General features: G+C 73.1%; 22 protein-coding genes. 9 read left to right on the plus strand and 13 right to left on the minus strand.

What is annotated here, in order from left to right; all coding sequences use genetic code 11:
* Positions 1–33 precede the first annotated feature (33 nt).
* The 4 genes from ABT247_RS12840 to ABT247_RS12855 all read right to left on the minus strand — a co-directional run bounded on the left by ABT247_RS12840 (position 34) and on the right by ABT247_RS12855 (position 3,655).
* On the minus strand, positions 34–1,452 hold the full coding sequence (locus ABT247_RS12840; protein ID WP_350741917.1) for a hypothetical protein: 1,419 nt from the start codon (positions 1,450–1,452) through the stop codon (positions 34–36).
* A gap of 6 nt (positions 1,453–1,458) precedes the next feature.
* Positions 1,459–2,241, minus strand: a complete 783-nt coding sequence (locus tag ABT247_RS12845) for a hypothetical protein (RefSeq protein WP_350741919.1) — start codon at positions 2,239–2,241, stop codon at positions 1,459–1,461.
* 18 nt (positions 2,242–2,259) lie between these two features.
* Complete coding sequence (locus tag ABT247_RS12850; protein ID WP_350741921.1) at positions 2,260–2,625, minus strand: hypothetical protein; 366 nt, start codon at positions 2,623–2,625, stop codon at positions 2,260–2,262.
* A 403-nt stretch (positions 2,626–3,028) separates the two neighbouring features.
* Positions 3,029–3,655, minus strand: coding sequence for a TetR/AcrR family transcriptional regulator (locus ABT247_RS12855; RefSeq protein ID WP_350741923.1), 627 nt, complete (start codon positions 3,653–3,655; stop codon positions 3,029–3,031).
* 302 nt (positions 3,656–3,957) lie between these two features.
* Here ABT247_RS12855 and ABT247_RS12860 point away from each other — a divergent pair, with 302 nt between their 5' ends.
* Genes ABT247_RS12860 through ABT247_RS12870 form a run of 3 tightly spaced genes read left to right on the plus strand, consistent with a single transcriptional unit; the run spans position 3,958 to position 6,466 of the window.
* Entirely contained in the window at positions 3,958–4,716 is a 759-nt protein-coding gene (locus ABT247_RS12860) for an SDR family oxidoreductase (protein WP_350741925.1), read from the plus strand.
* Positions 4,713–5,498: an SDR family NAD(P)-dependent oxidoreductase gene (locus ABT247_RS12865; RefSeq protein WP_350741927.1), complete on the plus strand. Its 786-nt coding sequence runs from the start codon at positions 4,713–4,715 to the stop codon at positions 5,496–5,498. Before ABT247_RS12860 ends, ABT247_RS12865 begins: the two co-directional genes overlap by 4 nt.
* Positions 5,495–6,466 carry an NADPH:quinone oxidoreductase family protein gene (locus ABT247_RS12870; protein WP_350741929.1) on the plus strand — a complete coding sequence of 324 codons (972 nt, stop codon included), beginning with the start codon at positions 5,495–5,497 and terminating at the stop codon, positions 6,464–6,466. Before ABT247_RS12865 ends, ABT247_RS12870 begins: the two co-directional genes overlap by 4 nt.
* 131 nt (positions 6,467–6,597) lie before the next feature.
* Here the strand turns inward: ABT247_RS12870 and ABT247_RS12875 are convergent, their stop codons facing one another.
* Positions 6,598–7,320 (minus strand): MerR family transcriptional regulator, encoded by a 723-nt coding sequence (locus ABT247_RS12875; RefSeq protein WP_350741984.1) that lies wholly within the window; start codon positions 7,318–7,320, stop codon positions 6,598–6,600.
* 100 nt (positions 7,321–7,420) lie between these two features.
* On the opposite strand from ABT247_RS12875, the gene ABT247_RS12880 reads away from it, so the two are divergent.
* Complete coding sequence (locus tag ABT247_RS12880; RefSeq protein ID WP_350741931.1) at positions 7,421–7,831, plus strand: DUF3291 domain-containing protein; 411 nt, start codon at positions 7,421–7,423, stop codon at positions 7,829–7,831.
* Here ABT247_RS12880 and ABT247_RS12885 read toward each other — a convergent pair.
* Positions 7,815–8,633, minus strand: a complete 819-nt coding sequence (locus ABT247_RS12885; RefSeq protein WP_350741933.1) for an NAD(P)H-binding protein — start codon at positions 8,631–8,633, stop codon at positions 7,815–7,817. The two genes, ABT247_RS12880 and ABT247_RS12885, sit on opposite strands and share 17 nt — an antisense overlap.
* A gap of 79 nt (positions 8,634–8,712) precedes the next feature.
* Here ABT247_RS12885 and ABT247_RS12890 point away from each other — a divergent pair, with 79 nt between their 5' ends.
* Positions 8,713–9,138, plus strand: coding sequence for a winged helix-turn-helix transcriptional regulator (locus ABT247_RS12890; protein WP_350741935.1), 426 nt, complete (start codon positions 8,713–8,715; stop codon positions 9,136–9,138).
* Between the two features lie 74 nt (positions 9,139–9,212).
* Positions 9,213–9,749, plus strand: a complete 537-nt coding sequence (locus ABT247_RS12895) for a hypothetical protein (protein ID WP_350741937.1) — start codon at positions 9,213–9,215, stop codon at positions 9,747–9,749.
* Positions 9,750–9,771: 22 nt separating this feature from the next.
* Here ABT247_RS12895 and ABT247_RS12900 read toward each other — a convergent pair whose 3' ends face one another.
* The 6 genes from ABT247_RS12900 to ABT247_RS12925 form a co-directional block, all read right to left on the minus strand.
* Positions 9,772–11,049 carry an alpha/beta hydrolase family protein gene (locus ABT247_RS12900; RefSeq protein ID WP_350741939.1) on the minus strand — a complete coding sequence of 426 codons (1,278 nt, stop codon included), beginning with the start codon at positions 11,047–11,049 and terminating at the stop codon, positions 9,772–9,774.
* A gap of 131 nt (positions 11,050–11,180) precedes the next feature.
* A complete protein-coding gene (locus tag ABT247_RS12905) occupies positions 11,181–12,392 on the minus strand; it encodes an acyl-CoA dehydrogenase family protein (protein ID WP_350741941.1) in 1,212 nt (403 codons plus the stop codon).
* 3 nt (positions 12,393–12,395) lie between these two features.
* A complete protein-coding gene (locus ABT247_RS12910) occupies positions 12,396–13,424 on the minus strand; it encodes a phosphotransferase family protein (protein ID WP_350741943.1) in 1,029 nt (342 codons plus the stop codon).
* A 143-nt stretch (positions 13,425–13,567) separates the two neighbouring features.
* Positions 13,568–13,849, minus strand: a complete 282-nt coding sequence (locus ABT247_RS12915) for a DUF397 domain-containing protein (RefSeq protein ID WP_350741945.1) — start codon at positions 13,847–13,849, stop codon at positions 13,568–13,570.
* Between the two features lie 45 nt (positions 13,850–13,894).
* The gene (locus ABT247_RS12920; RefSeq protein WP_350741947.1) at positions 13,895–14,104 is read right to left on the minus strand and encodes a DUF397 domain-containing protein; all 210 of its coding nucleotides are present in this window, start codon (positions 14,102–14,104) and stop codon (positions 13,895–13,897) included.
* A 3-nt stretch (positions 14,105–14,107) separates the two neighbouring features.
* Positions 14,108–14,932, minus strand: a complete 825-nt coding sequence (locus ABT247_RS12925; protein WP_350741949.1) for a helix-turn-helix domain-containing protein — start codon at positions 14,930–14,932, stop codon at positions 14,108–14,110.
* Positions 14,933–15,038: 106 nt separating this feature from the next.
* On the opposite strand from ABT247_RS12925, the gene ABT247_RS12930 reads away from it, so the two are divergent.
* Positions 15,039–15,386 (plus strand): recombinase family protein, encoded by a 348-nt coding sequence (locus ABT247_RS12930; protein WP_350741951.1) that lies wholly within the window; start codon positions 15,039–15,041, stop codon positions 15,384–15,386.
* Entirely contained in the window at positions 15,383–15,757 is a 375-nt protein-coding gene (locus ABT247_RS12935) for a hypothetical protein (protein WP_350741953.1), read from the plus strand. Before ABT247_RS12930 ends, ABT247_RS12935 begins: the two co-directional genes overlap by 4 nt.
* Before the next feature lie 74 nt (positions 15,758–15,831).
* On the opposite strand, the gene ABT247_RS12940 is transcribed toward ABT247_RS12935, so the two are convergent.
* A complete protein-coding gene (locus tag ABT247_RS12940; RefSeq protein ID WP_350741955.1) occupies positions 15,832–16,212 on the minus strand; it encodes a VOC family protein in 381 nt (126 codons plus the stop codon).
* Between the two features lie 264 nt (positions 16,213–16,476).
* Here ABT247_RS12940 and ABT247_RS12945 point away from each other — a divergent pair, with 264 nt between their 5' ends.
* Positions 16,477–16,803, plus strand: coding sequence for an FH2 domain-containing protein (locus tag ABT247_RS12945; protein WP_350741957.1), 327 nt, complete (start codon positions 16,477–16,479; stop codon positions 16,801–16,803).
* The last annotated feature ends 1 nt before the right edge of the window (position 16,804 follow it).

Consider the following 16,804-nt stretch of genomic DNA (forward strand, 5'->3'; position numbering starts at 1 on the left):
GACCGGTCGTGGCGGGCGCCCCGAGGCACGGGTTCAGGCAGCCCGGTGGAAGAAGAACGGGTCGATCGAGACCGGCACCCCGGCCACCCCGTTGGGGTTGAGGAGTTGGTGGGTGGTGAAGTCGGCGTTCCGCTGGTAGGTCACGCCGACCGGGAAGTTGGCCCGGTCGGGGGCGTTGTTGCCCGCGAAGATCCCGTAGAAGTCCTTGCCGACCGCGAGCATCCGGAGGTAGTCGCCCAGGTACGGCAGGCCGCCGCCGGATGACGGGACGTCGCCCGGGGCCTGGTGCAGGACGGTGCTCTCCAGGGTCTTGAAGCCGTCCTGGCTCACCTCCAGCACGGTCCGCCACTGGTTGTGGGTGAGCTGCTGGTAGACCAGCCCGACCAGGCCTTCGGAGTTGACCGCCAGTGAGGGGTTCTTGGCGTCGATCACGTCCTTGCGGGTGGCGGCCCAGGTCTGTCCGCGGTCGGTCGAGTGCTGGACGTGCAGCACGTAGTCGGTCGGGAGGGTTCCGCCCGTGGCGTCGCACCAGGCGATCCACACGCTGTTGGAGTCCGTCGGGTCGACCGCGATCGACAGGTCGGCTCCGGTGCGCTCCTGCCCCAGTGCCGCCACGCGCACGTCGAACGGCAGGGTCCGGCTGCTGACCACCCGCTGGCCGACGCCGCCGTCGTCCGAGTCCCGGAGGTCCTGGAACGGGTCCTGGCCGAGGCCTCCCTTGTCGTCCCGGGTCACCACGACGTCCATGGTGACGATCAGGCCGAAGGTCGGTTCCGCAGGGTTCGTGACGGCACCGCTCCAGCTCTCGAACGCGGTGTAGACGGTTCCGTCGTGGTGCGCCGCGAGCCGGATCGGCGGTCCGTCGTGGACGGTGCCCGCGCGCCGGTCGACCGGGACGTTGCTGAATCCGCCCGAGCCGGTCCGAGCATCGGCCGAGACCGCCACCATGGCGGTGCGGGGCAACGAGTGGTGGTCCTTCTTCGCCACGTTGTTGCCGACGTACACGGTGTCCTGGCCCGCGCCGTCGGCCGTGGCGGCACCCGTGACCACCCACGGCTGGTCCGGTCGGTCCTGCGCGGACACGTCCAGAAGGACCTCCATCGGCGTGGCGGTGGCGATGTCCGCAGCGCGCAGGATCTCCAGGTCGTCGTTCCGGCCGTTGAGGATCCCCGTGTAGAGCGCGCCGCCGTGCGCGGCGAAGCCGACGGTGATGTCCCCGGTGCCCGCGACGGTGTTGTTGCCGGGGACGACGCTGTTCAGCACCCAGGTGTCCCCGCCGTCCGTCGAGACGTAGACCGGCGCGAGCGGTCCGCCCAGTGGGTCGGGGGTGAAGGCGGTGGCGACGATCTCTCGCGGATTCTCCGGGTTGACCGCGAGGTTGGGCTCCGCGTCCAGTCCCGCGTTGCCGCTCTGCGCCTTGGGAGTGATGTTGACGACCTTGATGGTGGCCATGTCGGCTCACCTCCCTTCGCGCAGCACGGCGAGCTTCTGCGCCGGCTGGTAGTCGTCGGGGTGGAGCAGTCGGTACGGCGCCCGGGAGGCCAGGTCGCCCGTGGTGGCGTGCAGCAGCCACAGGCCCAGTTGCCCGGGCTTCGGCTTGGGCACGTCGCGCCAGCGGATGTCGCCGCTGTGCGGGTAGAGGACGGTGGTCCGCCCCGCGTCGATGCTGCCGGCCTCCACGTGCGAGACGGTGAGCGTGGCCCGCCACCAGTGCGGGGCGTGCTCGGAGAACTCCGGCAGGCCGAGGTCCTCCAGGCCGACCACGCTGCCGACCACCACGGCGTCCGCCGCCTGGGCGTGCGCGGCGATGTCCTGGTTCCGGATGTCGCGCTGCACCGAGGAGAACGGCATCTCGTCGGCGGTGGTGGCCGCGAGCGAGACGTGCGGCTGGACGGTCTCGGCGGGCAGCCGGCCCACCTCGGCGAGGCCGAGGGTCTCGCCGTAGACCAGGCCCCGGGTGAAGAAGGCGGCCACGTCACCGACGTTCAGGAGGGCGGTGTCGGGCGCCAGTTGGACGGTGACCTCGGTGCCGGCGAGTTGCCGGTAGGCCTGCGGCGCGTGCAGCACCCGGTCCACCCTCACCACGGTCGTCCGTTCGTTGCGCTGGTCGGCCGGGAAGGCCGCGAGCGAGGTGCCGCCGACCCGGGTGACCGTGCCCAGGAAGCTCAGCGGGGCCTCCCGGACGAGTTCGGTCAGCCGCTCGGGCGCGGCGGCGGGGGTGGTGCCGGTGGTGTCGGTCATGGCGCTCCTCCGATCCGGTCACCGCACGACGCGGGCCGAGGACGGGTGCGTCCGGCGCCACTCCGTCCGCGCGGCGAGCGCGCAGGCGGCCGTGGCGGTCGCGGCGAGGGCGACGACCAGCCACTCGGCGGCGCCGCTGCCGGCGTCGGGGTCGAGGCCGAGGAGCGTCTCGATCCACTCCGGCCACACCAGGGTGAGCAGGAACAGCAGCCCGGACAGGCTGCCGAGAGCCGTCTCCAGCCAGAAACGCGGCCGGACCGGGCTGGATCGACGGAAGGGCTGGGCGGACTGGACGGTCCGGACAGGGTGGACGGGCTTGGCGGTCTGGACAGGGGGGTGGACCGGCTGAAAGGGCCGGACCCGATGGAAGGGCTGGAAGGGCATCGCTGCGCCTCCCTTCTCCGCCCGCCCGGGCCGTGCCACGGCGCGCTGCACGCGTCGTCCCCGTGTCGCCGCACGGTCGGCGGCGCCACGACCCCGGCCGGACCGGCCCGGGTGGGGGGTTCGAACCCGTCGGCGCCGCCGGTCGGGGGCGGTCGCCGCGGGAGTGTTCTGCTTCGATCCGCGGCGTCGGCCGCGGTGGGAGTGCGTCGGGCGGGGTCTCGGACGGGGCCGCTGGTGCTCGGCGCTGTACGCCTACGAGGCACACGTACTTCGTATACGATTCTGCTCGCACCCTGCGTGACGGGTCAAGAGCGGCGTCGGGCGCCGCCTCTGGTCAGGCCCGGGCGCCGCCTCCGGTCAGACCCGGGCGCCACCTCCAGCCGGACCCGGGCGCCGCCTCCGGTCAGACCCGGGCGCCGAGCATCCGCAGCACCAACTCGCCGTAGCGTCGCCCGAGTTCCTCCGGGGTCTCGGAGGACCGCTCGGTGTACCAGCGGGAGACGTCGATGCCCAGCGAGGTGACGGCGCGGGCCGCCGTGCGCACCTCGGAGACCTGGAAGTCGCCCGCCGCCACCCCTGCCTCGATCAGCTCGCTGACCTCGCGCTCGATGTCCAGCCGCAGCGCCGCGACCACCGCGTAGGCGTCCTCCGGCAGTGCGTGAAGCTCGTAGTTGACCACGCGGCCGACCGTCCGGGCCCGGGCGTGCCACACGGTGAACTGTTCGACCAGGCGCCGCATCCGCTCGGCCGGCCCGCCCTCCCCGGCCGCCGCCCCGCGCACGAGGGTCAGGGTCGCGGCGTGCCCGGCCTGGCTGATCTCCGCGAGGAGCGCGGCCTTGGACTGGTAGTGGATGTACAGCGCGGCAGGGCTCATCCCGGCCGCGGTGGCGATGTCCCGGGTGGTGGTGGCGTGGAAGCCGCGCTCCGCGAACGACTCGACGGCCGCCTGGAGCAGCCGGTACGCCGCCTCGGGGCGGGTGTCGGCGCCGGGCAGGGTCGGCCAGAGGTCGGCGATGGGCGTGCTGGTCATGGCGCCATCCTCCCAGAGAAGTCGTACGGGCATTCCCGTTGGCCGCTCGACGGACGGGCCCGCTCGGCGGACGGGCCCGCTCCACGGACCGGCCCGCTCCACGGACCGGCCCGCCCGACGAACCGACCGACGGCGCACCGGCCCGCGCGACGAGCCGGCCCGCCCGACGGAGCGGCCGGAGCGGCCACCGGGCTGGTTGACAGGCTCCCGCACCGACAGCATGCTGAGCAAGCGCTTAGTCAGCGATGCGTCCGACCAGGACTCCGGAACCCAGGATTCTCGCGCGAAAGGCAGGACCCTCCGTGGTGCACTCCTTCAAGGGCCAGGTGGCCGTCGTCACCGGATCGAGCCGGGGCATCGGCCTCGGGATCGCGCGCGAACTGGTCGACCGGGGCGCCAAGGTCTGCCTGACCGCCCGCAACCCGGAGCCGCTCGCCGAGGCCGTCCGCGACCTCGGCGGCCCGGACAACGCGATCGCCGTCGCCGGCAAGGCCGACGACCCGGCGCACCAGGAGGAGGCCGTCGCCCGGACCATGGAGGCCTTCGGACGGCTCGACCACCTGGTCAACAACACCGGGATCAACCCGGTCTACGGGCCGGTGCTGGACACCGACGAGGCCGCCGCCGCCAAGATCCTGGGCGTCAACGTGCTCGCCCCGCTCGGCTGGATCCGCCGGGCGCGCGCCGCGTGGATGGGCGAGCACGGCGGCGCGGTGGTCAACGTCGCCTCGATCGCCGGCATCCGCTCCTCGGCCGGGATCGGCATGTACGGCGTCAGCAAGGCCGCCCTGATCCGCCTCACCGTCGAACTCGGCGCCGAGCTGGGCCCGCAGGGCATCCGGGTCAACGCCGTCGCGCCCGCCGTCGTGAAGACCAAGTTCGCCGAAGCGCTGTACGAGGGCCGGGAGGAGCAGGTCGCCAAGGCCTACCCGCTGGGCCGGCTCGGCGTTCCCGAGGACGTCGCGGGCGCGGTCGCCTTCCTGCTCTCCTCCGACGCCGGCTGGATCACCGGCCAGACCCTGGTCGTGGACGGCGGCGTCACCCTCGGCGGTGGGATGTGACGGTGGACCTGACGGGCCAGGGCGCGGTGGTGACCGGCGCCGGCCGGGGCATCGGCGCCGCCCTCGCCAGGGCCTTCGCCGAGGCCGGCGCCCGGGTCGTGGTCAACGACCTGGACGCCGAGGCCGCCCACCGGGTGGCCGGGGAGTGCGGCGGCACCGCCCTGCCCGGCGACGCCGCCTCCGCCGCGGGCCTCGCCGCCCTCGTCGACGGGGCCCGCGCGGCGGTCGGCGAGATCGACCTCTGGTGCGCCAACGCGGGCGTCGCCCCCGTCGGCGGCGCCGACGCCCCCGCCGCCGCCTGGGCGAGTGCCTGGGAGGTCAACGTGATGGCGCACGTGCGGGCCGCCGAACTGCTGCTGCCCCGCTGGCTGGAGCGCGGCAGCGGCCGCTTCCTGGCCACCGTCTCCGCGGCCGGGCTGCTCACCATGTTGGGCTCGGCCCCTTACGCCGTCAGCAAGCACGGCGCGCTCGCCTTCGCCGAGTGGCTGTCCGCGACCTACCGCCACCGCGGGATCACGGTGCACGCGCTCTGCCCGCAGGGCGTGCGCACCGACATGCTGGCCTCCACCGGCGCGGTCGGCGAGGCGCTGCTCGCGCCGACGGCGCTGGACCCGGAGGACGTCGCCGCGGAGGTGATGGACGCGCTCGGCCACGGCCGCTTCCTGATCCTGCCGCACCCCGAGGTCGCCGAGTACTACCGCGCCCGGGCGACCGAGCCGGACCGCTGGATCGGCGGGATGAACCGGCTCCAGCGGGGCCTGGAAGGGAGTGAGGTGCTGTGAGGGCCTGGCAGGTGGGTGAGCTCGGCGAGCCGGCCGCGGTGATGCGGCTGGCCGAGGACGTGCCGCGGCCGGTGGCGGGGCCGGGCCGGCTGCTGGTCCGGGTCCGGGCGGCGGCGGTGAACTTCCCGGACGCCCTGATGGTGCGCGGGCAGTACCAGGTCCGTCCGCCGCTGCCGTTCACGCCCGGCGTGGAGCTGTGCGGCGAGGTCGCGGAGGGGGCCCGCCGGGGCGAGCGGGTGATCGGCAACCCGGTGCTGCCGCACGGGGCCTTCGCCGAGTACGCGCTGCTGGACGCCGAGGCGGCATTCCCGGCGCCCGAGGCGCTGGACGACGCCGGGGCGGCGGCCCTGCACATCGGCTACCAGACCGCCTGGTTCGCGCTGCACCGCCGGGCCCGGCTGCGGGCCGGCGAGACCCTGCTGGTGCACGCGGCGGCCGGCGGGGTCGGCAGCGCGGCGGTGCAGTTGGGTCGGGCGGCCGGAGCCCGGGTGATCGCCGTGGTCGGCGGCGCGGCGAAGGCGGAGACGGCCCGCTCCCTGGGCGCCGACCTGGTGGTGGACCGGACGGCCGAGGACTTCGTCGCCGCCGTCAAGCAGGCCACCGGCGGGCGCGGCGCGGACGTGGTGTTCGACCCGGTCGGCGGTGACGCCTACACGGGCTCCGCCAAGTGCGTCGCCTTCGAGGGCCGGATCGTGGTGGTCGGCTTCGCCGCCGGACAGATCCCGACGCCGGCGCTCAACCACGCCCTGGTGAAGAACTACTCGATCCTGGGCCTGCACTGGGGCCTCTACAACACCCACGACCCGCGGGCCGTCCGCGCCGCCCACGACGAGCTGACCAAGCTCGCCGAGCAGGGTGTGGTCCGGCCGCTGGTGAGCGCCCGGGTGCCGCTGGCCGGCGCCGCCGAGGCCGTCCAGCGGGTCGCCGACGGGCTGAGCACCGGCCGGATCGCCGTCCTGGGCGAGTAGGGCGGGAAGGCGACCGGCTGAGCACCGGCCGGATCGCCGTCCGGGCGGGTGGCGGAGGGAAGGCGACCGGGCGGGCTAGCCCCAGGCGTTGCGGCGGGCGGGCTAGCCTCAGGCGTTGCGGCGGCCGGGCCTCAGGCGTTGCGACGGGCGGACTCGTTCTCCTGGGCGAGCCGCCGCAGCGCCAGCAGCGCGGGCTCCATCAGGACGGTCCGCAGCAGGGCCCGCTCGGCCTGCTCCAGCGGGTCGGCGCGGGGGTCGAGCTCGTCGAGGTCGAGGACGGCGGTCCGCTCGGCCAGCTCGGCGTACTGGCGCAGGACGTCGTGGGAGAGCTCCGCGCCCAGCGAGCGCAGGGTCTCCAGGGTCTCGCCGAGCACCGCACGGGCGGGGGCGTGCTCGGAGACCGCCCAGCCGAGTTCGCCGATCAGGGCGGCCACCTCGGCGGCACCGGGCGCGGGCGCCTGCTCTTCGCCCCCGCCCGGCCCCTCGCCGCCGCCCGGCCCTTCGCCCCCGGCCTGCCCCTCGCCTCCGGCCTGCCCCGAGCCCCCTTGCCGGTCGCCCCCTTGCCTGCCCCCGCCCTCGTCGACCGGGCGGGCCCCGAGCACCAGGCCCAGCACCTGGTGCCGTTCCCCGGCGTGCGCCGCCACCGCGCCGAGCACCTCCCGGGTGGCGCTGACACTCAGCCCCCGGACGCCGATCAGCGCGCGCACCAGGCGCAGCCGGCGCAGGTGGCTCTCGTCGTAGTCGGCCTGGGTGGCCGCGACGGCCCGCCCGGGCGGCAGCAGCCCCTCCCGCAGGTAGTACTTGATGGTCGCGGTCGGGACTCCGCTGCGGCGGCTCAGTTCGGAGATGCGCACTCCCACGCTCGCTTTCCTCTGGCTTTTGGATACCAGCACTGTCTAACATAGATAGTGCCACTACCCAATGTGGTGTCGTCCGCCGACGAGGAGCGTCCGCATGCCCACGCTGCCCTGGATCACCCCCAACCCCGCCGCCCCCGGCACCCGCGCGGTCGTCATGGCCTCCCGGTTCGAGGTGCGCTCCCTCGCGGACGTCCCGCGCTTCCTCCTCAGGTCGCTGGCCGTCTGGCGCCAACTGCGCACCGCGCCGGGCGCCCTGGGCGCCTCGCTGATCGCCCGGCCGCTCCGGCGGACCTTCTACACCCTCTCCGCCTGGGAGAGCCGAGCGTCCCTCGACGCCTTCGCCGCCGCCCAGCCCCACCGCAGCGTCATGACGGGCCTGCGCGCCACCATGCGGGAGTCCACCTTCACCTTCTGGGAGGCGCCCGTCGAGCAGCTCCCCGTCACCTGGCCGGAGGCGCACTCCCGGATCGACGCCCGGCGCGCCCAGGTCACCGACCCGCGATGACCTCCAGGGCCGGGCGGGGCGGACGGCCGAGCAGGGCCGCCAGGTCGCCCCGCACACCCGGGCCGGCCAGGAAGCCGTGGGCGATCGCCGAGTAGGTGCCCACCAGCATCGGCACCTGGAAGTCCCGGGCGCCCGAGGCCGTCACCGCCTGCCGGGTCTCGCCCAGGGCGCCCGGGCGGTACCGAGCTCCCAGCGCCTCCGCCACCTCCGCGCCGCCCACCGCCCGCTCGCCGACCAGCTCGTAGCTGCGGCCCGCGTGGGCGGCGGGCGCCAGGGCGACGTTGACCGCCGCCTCGGCCAGGTCCGCCCGGGCCACCGCCGCCAGCTTCCCGTCACCGAGCGGCGCGGTGATCACCCCGTCCGGGCCGGGGGCGGCGATCGCGGCCAGGAACTCGGCGTAGAGGCCGTTGCGCAGCACCGTCCAGCGCAGCGTGGCGGACTCGCGCAGCCGCCGCTCCGTCCAGCGGTGGGCGAGGGCGTAGGGCAGGTGGTCGCCGTCGCCGGACAGGCTGGTGTAGACGACGTGCCCGACGCCCGCCCGCTCCGCCGCCTCGATCGCGGCGCCGTGCCGGGCGATCACCACGTCGTCCTCGGCGGCACCCGCGGAGATCATCAGCAGGGTCGCCACGCCCTCGAACGCCGGCGCCAGCGTCTCGGGCCGGTCGAAGTCCACCAGCCGGGCGGGGACGCCCGCGGGCACCCGGGCGGGCGTCCGGCTGCCGGCGACGACCCCCTCCCGCGCGGCGAGCCTCTCCGGCACGAGGGCCCCGAGCCCTCCGTTGACACCGGTGACGAGCAGCATGGTTCCCCTTCGGAAGACCGGTCGTTGCGGACGCGACCATCCTCGATAGCCTGGGCGTCCGGCATAAGGAGGCACTTCCATGTCCGTAGGGCACACCGCGGTAACCACTCCGGCAACCGCTCCCCGCCCCGTCGTCTGGTGCGAGGACGGCGTGGACTGCGGGATCCGTGACCTGCTGAACCGGCTCGGCGACAAGTGGTCGGTGCTGGCCGTCGTCGAACTCGCCCAGGGAGTACGGCGGTTCCGCGAGCTCCAGCGGGCGCTGCCGGGGATCTCCCAGCGGATGCTGACCCTTACGGTGCGCCGGTTGGAGCGCGACGGGGTGGTGACGCGGACCGTCCACCCGACCGTCCCCCCGCAGGTGGAGTACGAGCTGACCCCGCTCGGGCACAGCCTGACCCACCTGGTGCGGGCCATGGCTGACTGGTCCTACGACCACCACGACGCGATCGTCGCCTCGCGCCGGGCCTGGGACGAGGCCAACCCCGACTCGGAGATCAGGTAGCCCGGCCGCCTCCGAGCGCCACCGCCCGTCCCCCGGTCCGAAGGCGGGCAGGCGGGGGCGTTAGAGTCCGAGCCATGCACGAGGACACCGCCCGCTGGCACCGGCTCACCGAGCTCCTTCCGGAGCCCGACGCGCAGCGCGTCGAGGACTGCCGGCAGATCGGGGAGCAGGAGAGCGGGCTCGGCCTGCTGGTCGAAAGCCTGGTGGCCCGCCAGGTGCCGATCGGCGGAGCGGACCGGGCGCGGATCTCCGTGCTCGCCGAGGAGTGGGGCGTGCGCGAGCAGCTCACCCCCGGCATCCTGCGCTGCCTCGGCGACGGACGGCCCGCCCCGGTGCGGCTGCTCGACGGGGAGGGCGACGAGGCCGAGCTGGTGACGGGCTGGAGCGAGCCCGAGCTCGCCGGTCTGGTGCTGGTGCCGTGGATCGGCTGCACCCGCTGCGGCCGCGTCCTGCTGCGCGCCCACTCCTGGGAGCCCTGGGACGACCTCTCCCACGTCGCCGAGCACTACGTGATCAGCACCCCGGACCACGGCGCGGCGCTGCGGATCCTCCCGGCCGGGGCTGCCGACGAGGCCTTCGCCGAGCTGCTCCGGGACTGCCCGCGGGCCTGATCCGCGCACGGGCCGGCAGCGCTCAGCGCTCGTACACCATCTCCGGGAAGCGCGCCGAGGGCCCGTCCAGCAGGTGGTCGTCGCGGCCGCGCAGCCAGCGGTCGAAGAAGGCGGCCACGTAGCTGCGGGTGGCCAGTTCGGCGCGTTCGGGTCGCACGTCGCCGATGTCGTCGGCCAGCTTCTCGGGGCTGATGGCGCCCTGGCGGGCGAGCTGCGGGAACAGGGACTCGGCGTCGGTGTAGGAGGCGTGCCGGGATCCGGTCAGGGTGACGTCGGCGTGCCAGCCGTTGCTGTGCTGCCAGAGGGCGTCCCAGCCGGGCTGCTGGTGGTAGCTGCCGGAGTCGTCGTTCTGGGTGCCCATGAGCAGGAAGGGCCGGTTCAGGCCGTCCTGGGCGACGCTGGTCAGGTGGACGCCCGTCCGCCCGTCCGGGCCGGGGAAGTGCAGCTGGCCGTCCATGTTGATCCCGGCGGCGATCCGGGGGTCGTCGTGCATGGTCTGCAGCGCCGTGGAGCCGCCCGCCGAGTGGCCCACCATGCCGATCCGGTCGAGGTCGAGCGAGTCGGCGAGGCCGGCGGGCAGGCGCCGGTCGCACCGCAGCCCGGCGAGCTGGTCCAGGACGAAGCGGGTGTCGTCGACGCGGGTCTGCAGCGCGGTGCGCAGGGTCGCGCCCATGTCGAGGCCGGGGTCGGCCAGCAGCTCGGGGAAGACGGACGCGGCCAGGCGGCCGTCGGGGAACTCCACCTCGGAGGCGTCCCAGGTGTGGTCGACGGTGACCACCACGTAGCCGCGCGAGGCGAGGTCCTCCACCAGGGCGGTGCCCCAGGTGCGCGGATCGCCGAAGCCGGCCGAGTAGAGGACGACGGGGCGCTTGCCGCCGGGCAGCGCCGGTGCGTCGGTACGGGCGTGGGTGCGGACGCCGGCCCAGTCGGTGCGGTCGGGTTCGAAGCCGTAGTCCGTCTGGCCGACGCTCCCGGCGCTGCCGAAGTGCGCGGCCGCCGCGGGCGCCATGAACGGGGCGCGGTCGCCGCCGGTGGCGGGGCGGGCGGTCGGGTACCAGAAGCTGATCATCAGCTCGCGGGGCTTGCCCGGCTTCAGCGGGAACTCCCGGTCCGGGTCGGTGAGCTTCAGGGAGGTGGTGCCGATCGGGTACGGCCCGGTCGGGTCCGGCAGCGCGGCCGTGGCAAGCCTGCCCCAGCCGGTGTCCCGGGGCGCGGCGGCCGCTCCCGGTGCGCCCGCCGCGCCCAGGGCCACCGCCGTCGCCAGCAGTACCGTCGCCACGGCCCGTCCACGCCTGCTCATCGCCGTTCCTCCTCCTCGCGGTGATCCCTTGCGCAGGAGACGGTACGGGCGGAGCCGGGCCGCAGCCGTCATACCGGGGGGCCAAGTCGCCGTGGCTACCCCGGTATGACACCGTCGGCCCGGTCCGCGGCTCAGCGGTACTTCTTGAGCTCCCGGCGGGCCAGCGAGCGCTTGTGGACCTCGTCCGGCCCGTCGGCCAGGCGCAGGCTGCGGATGCCCGCCCAGAGCTGGGCGAGCGGGGTGTCCTGGCCGGTGCCGCCGGCGCCGTGCGCCTGGACCGCCTTGTCGAGGATCCACTCGACGGTGGCCGGGGTGGCGATCTTGATGGCCTGGATCTCGGTGTGCGCGCCGCGGTTGCCGACGGTGTCCATCAGCCAGGCGGTCTTGAGCACCAGCAGCCGCAACTGCTCGATGCGGACGCGGGATTCGGCGATCCAGTCCTGGATGACGCCCTGCTCCGCGAGTGGCCGGCCGAAGGCGACGCGGGCGGTCGTCCGGCGGCACATCAGCTCCAGTGCGCGTTCGGCCGCGCCGATGGCGCGCATGCAGTGGTGGATCCGGCCGGGCCCGAGGCGGGCCTGGGCGATGGCGAAGCCGGTGCCCTCCTCGCCGATCAGGTTCTCCACCGGGACGCGGACGTCCTCGAAGAGCACCTCGGCGTGGCCGCCGTGGTCGGAGTCGTCGTAGCCGAAAACCGTCATGCCGCGCTTGAAGGTGATCCCGGGGGTGTCGCGTGGGACGAGCACCATGCTCTGCTGGCGGTGCGGTTCGGCGGTGGGGTCGGTCTTGCCCATCACGATGATCAGCTTGCAGTCCGGGTTCATCGCGCCGGTGATGTACCACTTGCGGCCGTTGATCACGTACTCGTCGCCGTCACGGACGATCCGGGTGGCGACGTTGGTGGCGTCCGAGGAGGCGACCTCGGGCTCGGTCATCGCGAAGGCGGAGCGGATCTCGGCGTCCAGCAGCGGGCGCAGCCAGCGCTCCTTCTGCTCGGCGGTGCCGAACTCGGCGAGCAGCTCCATGTTCCCGGTGTCGGGGGCCGCGCAGTTGAGCGCGGGCGGGGCCAGCTGGGGGCTGCGGCCGGTGATCTCGGCCAGCGGGGCGTACTGGAGGTTGGTGAGGCCGGCACCGTGCTCGCCGGGGATGAAGAGGTTCCACAGGCCCTGCTTGCGGGCCGCCGCCCTCAGGTCGGCGACCACCGGCGGGACGCTCCACGGCTCGCGGGCCGGGTCGGCGAGCTGCTCGGCGAGGACGGGCTCGGCCGGGTACACGTGCTCGTCCATGAAGGCGAGCAGCTGCTCGCGCAGCTCGGTGGTGCGGGCGTCGTAGGCGAAGTCCATCGGTCAGCTCTCCTTGAGGGTGCCCAGGCCGTGCCGGGCGAGGATCGGGGCCATCTCGCCCGCGCGCTCGAACCCGGCGCCGAGGGTGCGGCCCTGCTGGAAGCGGAAGAAGATGCCCTCGGCGACGGCGGCGAGCTTGAACGAGGCGAAGGCGACGTACCAGTCGAGGTCGGCGGCCTGGCGGCCGGTCAACTCGGCGTAGCGGGAGACGATCTCGTCCGGCCCGGGGAAGCCGGGGGCGGTCATGGCGGAGGGGATGATGCCGCCGCCGACTCCGGCGAGTTCGGTGTACATCACGAGCAGGCCGATGTCGGTGAGCGGATCACCGAGGGTGGACATCTCCCAGTCGAGGACGGCGGTGATGGTGTCGCCGTCGTCGACCAGGACGTTGTCCAGCCGGTAGTCGCCGTGGACGAGCGCCGGCGCGGGCGAGACCGGCAGGCGCTGGGCGAGGAGGGCGTGCAGGCGGTCCAGGTCGGGGAGGTCGCGGCTGCGGGAGGCGGCGAGCTGCTTGGACCAGCGGCGCAGCTGGCGCTCCAGGTAGCCGTCGGGGTGCCCGAAGTCGGCGAGGCCGACGGTGGCGGGGTCGATCCGGTGGAGGGTGGCGAGGGTCTCGACCAGGCGGCGACCGAGATCGGCGACGCGCTGCTCGCCGAGCGCGGCGAGGGACGCGGCGTCACGGTGGGCGGTGCCGGCGACGTGCTCCATGAGGTACCAGGGCGCGCCGAGGACGGTGTCGGTGGGGTCGAGGAGGAGCATGCCCGGGACGGGCACGCCGGTGGTTCGGAGCGCGGACATGACGCGGTACTCGCGGCCCATGTCGTGGGCGGTGGCGAGGACGTGCCCGAGCGGGGGGCGGCGCAGGACCCAGCGGGAGGCGCCGTCGGTGAGGACGTAGGTGAGGTTGGAGCGACCCCCCTCGATGAGGTCGGCCCGCAGCGGGCCCTGGACGGTGCCGGGCAGCTCGCGGTCCAGGTGGGCGCGGAGACGGGCGAGGTCCAGACCGGGCGGATCGGCGGGGGTCTCGGGCATCGGGCGACTCCTGGGAGGGGAGAGGGGAGGGAAGGGAGGGATTGACTAAGCGCTTGCTTAGCATCGATCGGACGGCGCGCGGTGTCAATACGCGGCGAGCCCCCGGACCGGGTGGTCCGGGGGCTCGTCGGCCGGATCGAGGATCAGACAGAGCCGAACTCGCCGGCGGCAGTCGCAGCGACGAAGGACCGCCATGCCTCGGCCGGGAAGAGGAGGACAGGACCCTCGGGGTCCTTGGAGTCGCGGACAGGCACGACGCTCGGGAAGTCAGGCGCCACCTCGACGCAGCTCCCCCCGTTGCCGCTGTACGGGCTCTTCACCCACCGGGCATCAGCCAAGTCAACGGCAACCTCGACGCAGTTACCGCCCTGCTGACTGAAGCTCGACTTCACCCAGCGCAAGGAAGCCGGATCAAAAAGCGCCATCACTGAACCACCTTTCGAACAGCACCGTCGGGACGAGCAGCCAGGTCAGGCGCTGCCGAACTCGCCCGCAGCCGCGGCGGCAACGAAGGACCGCCAAGCAGCGAGGGGAAAGACGAGCGCGGGCCCCTCCGGATCCTTCGAGTCACGGACTGGGACAACACCCGGGAAGTCAGGCGCGACCTCCACGCAAGTACCGCCGTTGTCCGAATAGGAGGACTTGAACCAGGAAGCGCGGGAGAGGTCTGGGCGTGCCATGAGTCAAAGTTCCTTTCGAGCCTGGCGAATCAGGTCAAGGGAGGCGGCTCGGGTCAGCGCATCCACCTGCAACCGATCGTAGGCCCTTTCCCATGACCTGATAGTCCTGTCTTCCCTCACGACATAGCCGTGGTCGGCGGATTCCGTATAGCCGACCACAGACCTGTCGGCGAATGTCAACAAGGTGACAACGGACCGGAATGGTGCGTGCTCGGCCAGGGCGAACGGGGCCACCTGGAAGATCACATGAGGCCTCGCCGCCATCTCGGCCAGGTAGTCGAGCTGTGCGCGCATGGTGGCCGCACCGCCCACCGGACGCCGGATGCCGCTCTCGTCTATCACCGCGTGGATGATTGGCGGCTCGGCACGCTTGAGCAGACGCTGTCGGGCGATGAGGAACTTCACTCGCTCCTCAGCCTGATCCTGAGTACTGCTTCCTCGCTGCACTGCCGCCGACTCTCGCGCAGAAGCGTAGGCCTTGGTCTGGAACAGTCCAGGGATGAGGTTCGGTTCGAAGATCCGGATCTCCGCCGCACGCGCCTCCTGAGCAGCGTGCTCGGGGAAGCCCTCCAGGAAGCCCTTCCGCCTCATCCCGACCCACATCAACTCGAGCGTCTGGCCCGTCCCGAGCGCCTTGTCGGCCGCCCTGACGAAGGTTCGGCTGGTGGATTTGCGGCCCGTTTCGACTGCCGAGATGTAGCTGTCCGAGTAGCCCATGGCTGCCGCCAGGTCCTGCTGCGTCCAGCCCAACGCCTCGCGCGAGCTGCGGAGCAGCGCGCCGAAAGACTCTCGCGGAGACGACGTCGGGTCAAGCTCCTTGCGGTTCATGGCACACGTCCAATTCCACCAAGGGGACAGGCAAGTTGAACGATTCCGAAGCTTAGCCGACAGTGGACACCACCGGTAGTCGTATCGCTACACAGAGGAGCGACCCTTGAGCTGCCCCACGCCCCCACAGGCCTTCGGCCGACCGCAGGTGGTCGTCTACCTGGCCAAGAGCAACTCCCGCTTCCCCAAGCGCGAGTTGCGGCTCTGCGAGGCCTACGCCCACGCCTTCCGCTGGGACATCTCGCTGATCGTCGTGGACGACGAAGCCGACCTGAAGAGCCCCGAGCGCCGGCCGATGCTCCAGGCCGCCCTCCAGCGTCTCCTCGACCGTCGCGCCGGGGCGATCCTCGTCCCGTCCAGAGCCACCATCTCCGCGATCGACGGCGAGTTCAACGAGTTCGCCTCGTGCGTCGAGAAGGCCTCCGGCTTCATCCAGGTGGCGACCCGCCGATGACCCTCGACCGCTACACGATCCTCCCCGCCGACGCCCCGAACGGCGCCGCCTACCAGGTCTGGATCATCCACGACCGCACGAGCGACCTCCCCGTCAAGGCCCTCCCGCCGGCCGACGACCCGCTTCGCTTCTACTCCTACGCGCACGCTCAGGCCTGGGTCCGCAAGAACGAACTCCCGCGCACCGCGTACGAGATCCGCCTGATCGACGCCGGCAGCCCGCACTTCCTGCAACTCGAGTGCTGGGGCCTCTGGGACCCCGCTCGACACGAGTACCTCCGCATGCCGGGCTCCTCGCACCGGATCCGGCGCTTCTACACCCGCGCCGCCGCCGAGGCGTTCCGGCAGCACCTCAACCGGGTCGAGGAATAGCGAAGTTGCCGGGCGGCTGCATCGCGTGGCGTGGTCCCGCAGCCGTCCGGACCCGGCACGTGCCGGAGCAGGCGTCAGAGCTCCTTGATACGCGCCTTCAGCAGGCAGAACTCATTGCCCTCGGGGTCGGCGAGCACGTGCCAGGACTCGTCGCCCGTCTGGCCGATGTCGGCCGGGCGCGCCCCCAGCGCCAGCAGGCGCTCGAGTTCGGCATCCTGGTCGCGGTCGGTGGCGTTGACGTCGATGTGCAGCCGCGACTTGCCCGGCTCCGGCGCGTCCCTGCGGCTGAGGAAGAGGGTCGGCTGCGCACCCCCGAACCCCTCCCGGGGCCCGATCTCGATGCTGCCGTCGTCCTCGCGGGAGAGCACCACGAAGTCCAGGACCTCGCACCAGAACCGCGCCAGCACCTCCGGTTCGCGGCAACCGAGTACGAGCTCGCTGATGCGACACGCCATGGACGAAACCTGCCCTCACCGTGGGAACCTGCCGACCGGCAGCCGCGACCGGAGCCTTCGAGGCCCGGCAGCGGCGGCACACGCGAGACCGTACCGAACGGGGCGTGCGATCGCGACGGATTTTCGCCGTGTCAGGCGGGCCGGCCCGCGCCCTCCGCCGGACTGCCGCCCTGACCTGCGGCGGCCGGAACCGGAGCCGGCCATCCCGGCATCCTTTACCCTGTTCAGCGCAAAAGCGATCGAACGGACACGGGGAGAGAGCCGATGGCGGACGGGTTCAAAGTCGACCTGGACGCGCTCGACAAGGCGGCTTCGGGCATCACCGACACCTTGGCGAAGCTGCAGTTCAAGAAGGTCAGCGACCTCGACCACAAGAAGGAGGACATCGGCCACGACCACCTGGCCGATGTCCTCGGTCACTTCCTGAAGCGCTGGGAGATCGGCGTGGAGAACCTCGGCAAGGACGCCTCGCAGGTCTCGCAGCGCCTCAACGCGAGCGTGAAGGCCTACGGGAAGCTCGACGGCCAGATCGCCGGGCACCTGCACGGCACGCTCAAGCGGGACAGCGGCGAAGACCCGGGGGCGAAGTAAC

The organism is Kitasatospora sp. NPDC001539 (assembly GCF_040298565.1).
GTDB lineage: Bacteria > Actinomycetota > Actinomycetes > Streptomycetales > Streptomycetaceae > Kitasatospora.

What these genes read in the sequence shown, in the direction of transcription:
- ABT247_RS12905 (WP_350741941.1), bottom strand. Translation starts at nt 12,392, where the DNA reads ATGGACTTCGCCTACGACGCCCGCACCACCGAGCTGCGCGAGCAGCTG.
- ABT247_RS12885 (WP_350741933.1), bottom strand. Translation starts at nt 8,633, where the DNA reads ATGCTGCTCGTCACCGGTGTCAACGGAGGGCTCGGGGCCCTCGTGCCG.
- ABT247_RS12900 (WP_350741939.1), bottom strand. Translation starts at nt 11,049, where the DNA reads ATGAGCAGGCGTGGACGGGCCGTGGCGACGGTACTGCTGGCGACGGCG.
- ABT247_RS12910 (WP_350741943.1), bottom strand. Translation starts at nt 13,424, where the DNA reads ATGCCCGAGACCCCCGCCGATCCGCCCGGTCTGGACCTCGCCCGTCTC.
- ABT247_RS12855 (WP_350741923.1), bottom strand. Translation starts at nt 3,655, where the DNA reads ATGACCAGCACGCCCATCGCCGACCTCTGGCCGACCCTGCCCGGCGCC.
- ABT247_RS12940 (WP_350741955.1), bottom strand. Translation starts at nt 16,212, where the DNA reads ATGGCGTGTCGCATCAGCGAGCTCGTACTCGGTTGCCGCGAACCGGAG.
- ABT247_RS12920 (WP_350741947.1), bottom strand. Translation starts at nt 14,104, where the DNA reads ATGGCACGCCCAGACCTCTCCCGCGCTTCCTGGTTCAAGTCCTCCTAT.
- ABT247_RS12845 (WP_350741919.1), bottom strand. Translation starts at nt 2,241, where the DNA reads ATGACCGACACCACCGGCACCACCCCCGCCGCCGCGCCCGAGCGGCTG.
- ABT247_RS12850 (WP_350741921.1), bottom strand. Translation starts at nt 2,625, where the DNA reads ATGCCCTTCCAGCCCTTCCATCGGGTCCGGCCCTTTCAGCCGGTCCAC.
- ABT247_RS12925 (WP_350741949.1), bottom strand. Translation starts at nt 14,932, where the DNA reads ATGAACCGCAAGGAGCTTGACCCGACGTCGTCTCCGCGAGAGTCTTTC.
- ABT247_RS12880 (WP_350741931.1), top strand. Translation starts at nt 7,421, where the DNA reads ATGCCCACGCTGCCCTGGATCACCCCCAACCCCGCCGCCCCCGGCACC.
- ABT247_RS12840 (WP_350741917.1), bottom strand. Translation starts at nt 1,452, where the DNA reads ATGGCCACCATCAAGGTCGTCAACATCACTCCCAAGGCGCAGAGCGGC.
- ABT247_RS12935 (WP_350741953.1), top strand. Translation starts at nt 15,383, where the DNA reads ATGACCCTCGACCGCTACACGATCCTCCCCGCCGACGCCCCGAACGGC.
- ABT247_RS12895 (WP_350741937.1), top strand. Translation starts at nt 9,213, where the DNA reads ATGCACGAGGACACCGCCCGCTGGCACCGGCTCACCGAGCTCCTTCCG.
- ABT247_RS12890 (WP_350741935.1), top strand. Translation starts at nt 8,713, where the DNA reads ATGTCCGTAGGGCACACCGCGGTAACCACTCCGGCAACCGCTCCCCGC.
- ABT247_RS12945 (WP_350741957.1), top strand. Translation starts at nt 16,477, where the DNA reads ATGGCGGACGGGTTCAAAGTCGACCTGGACGCGCTCGACAAGGCGGCT.
- ABT247_RS12915 (WP_350741945.1), bottom strand. Translation starts at nt 13,849, where the DNA reads ATGGCGCTTTTTGATCCGGCTTCCTTGCGCTGGGTGAAGTCGAGCTTC.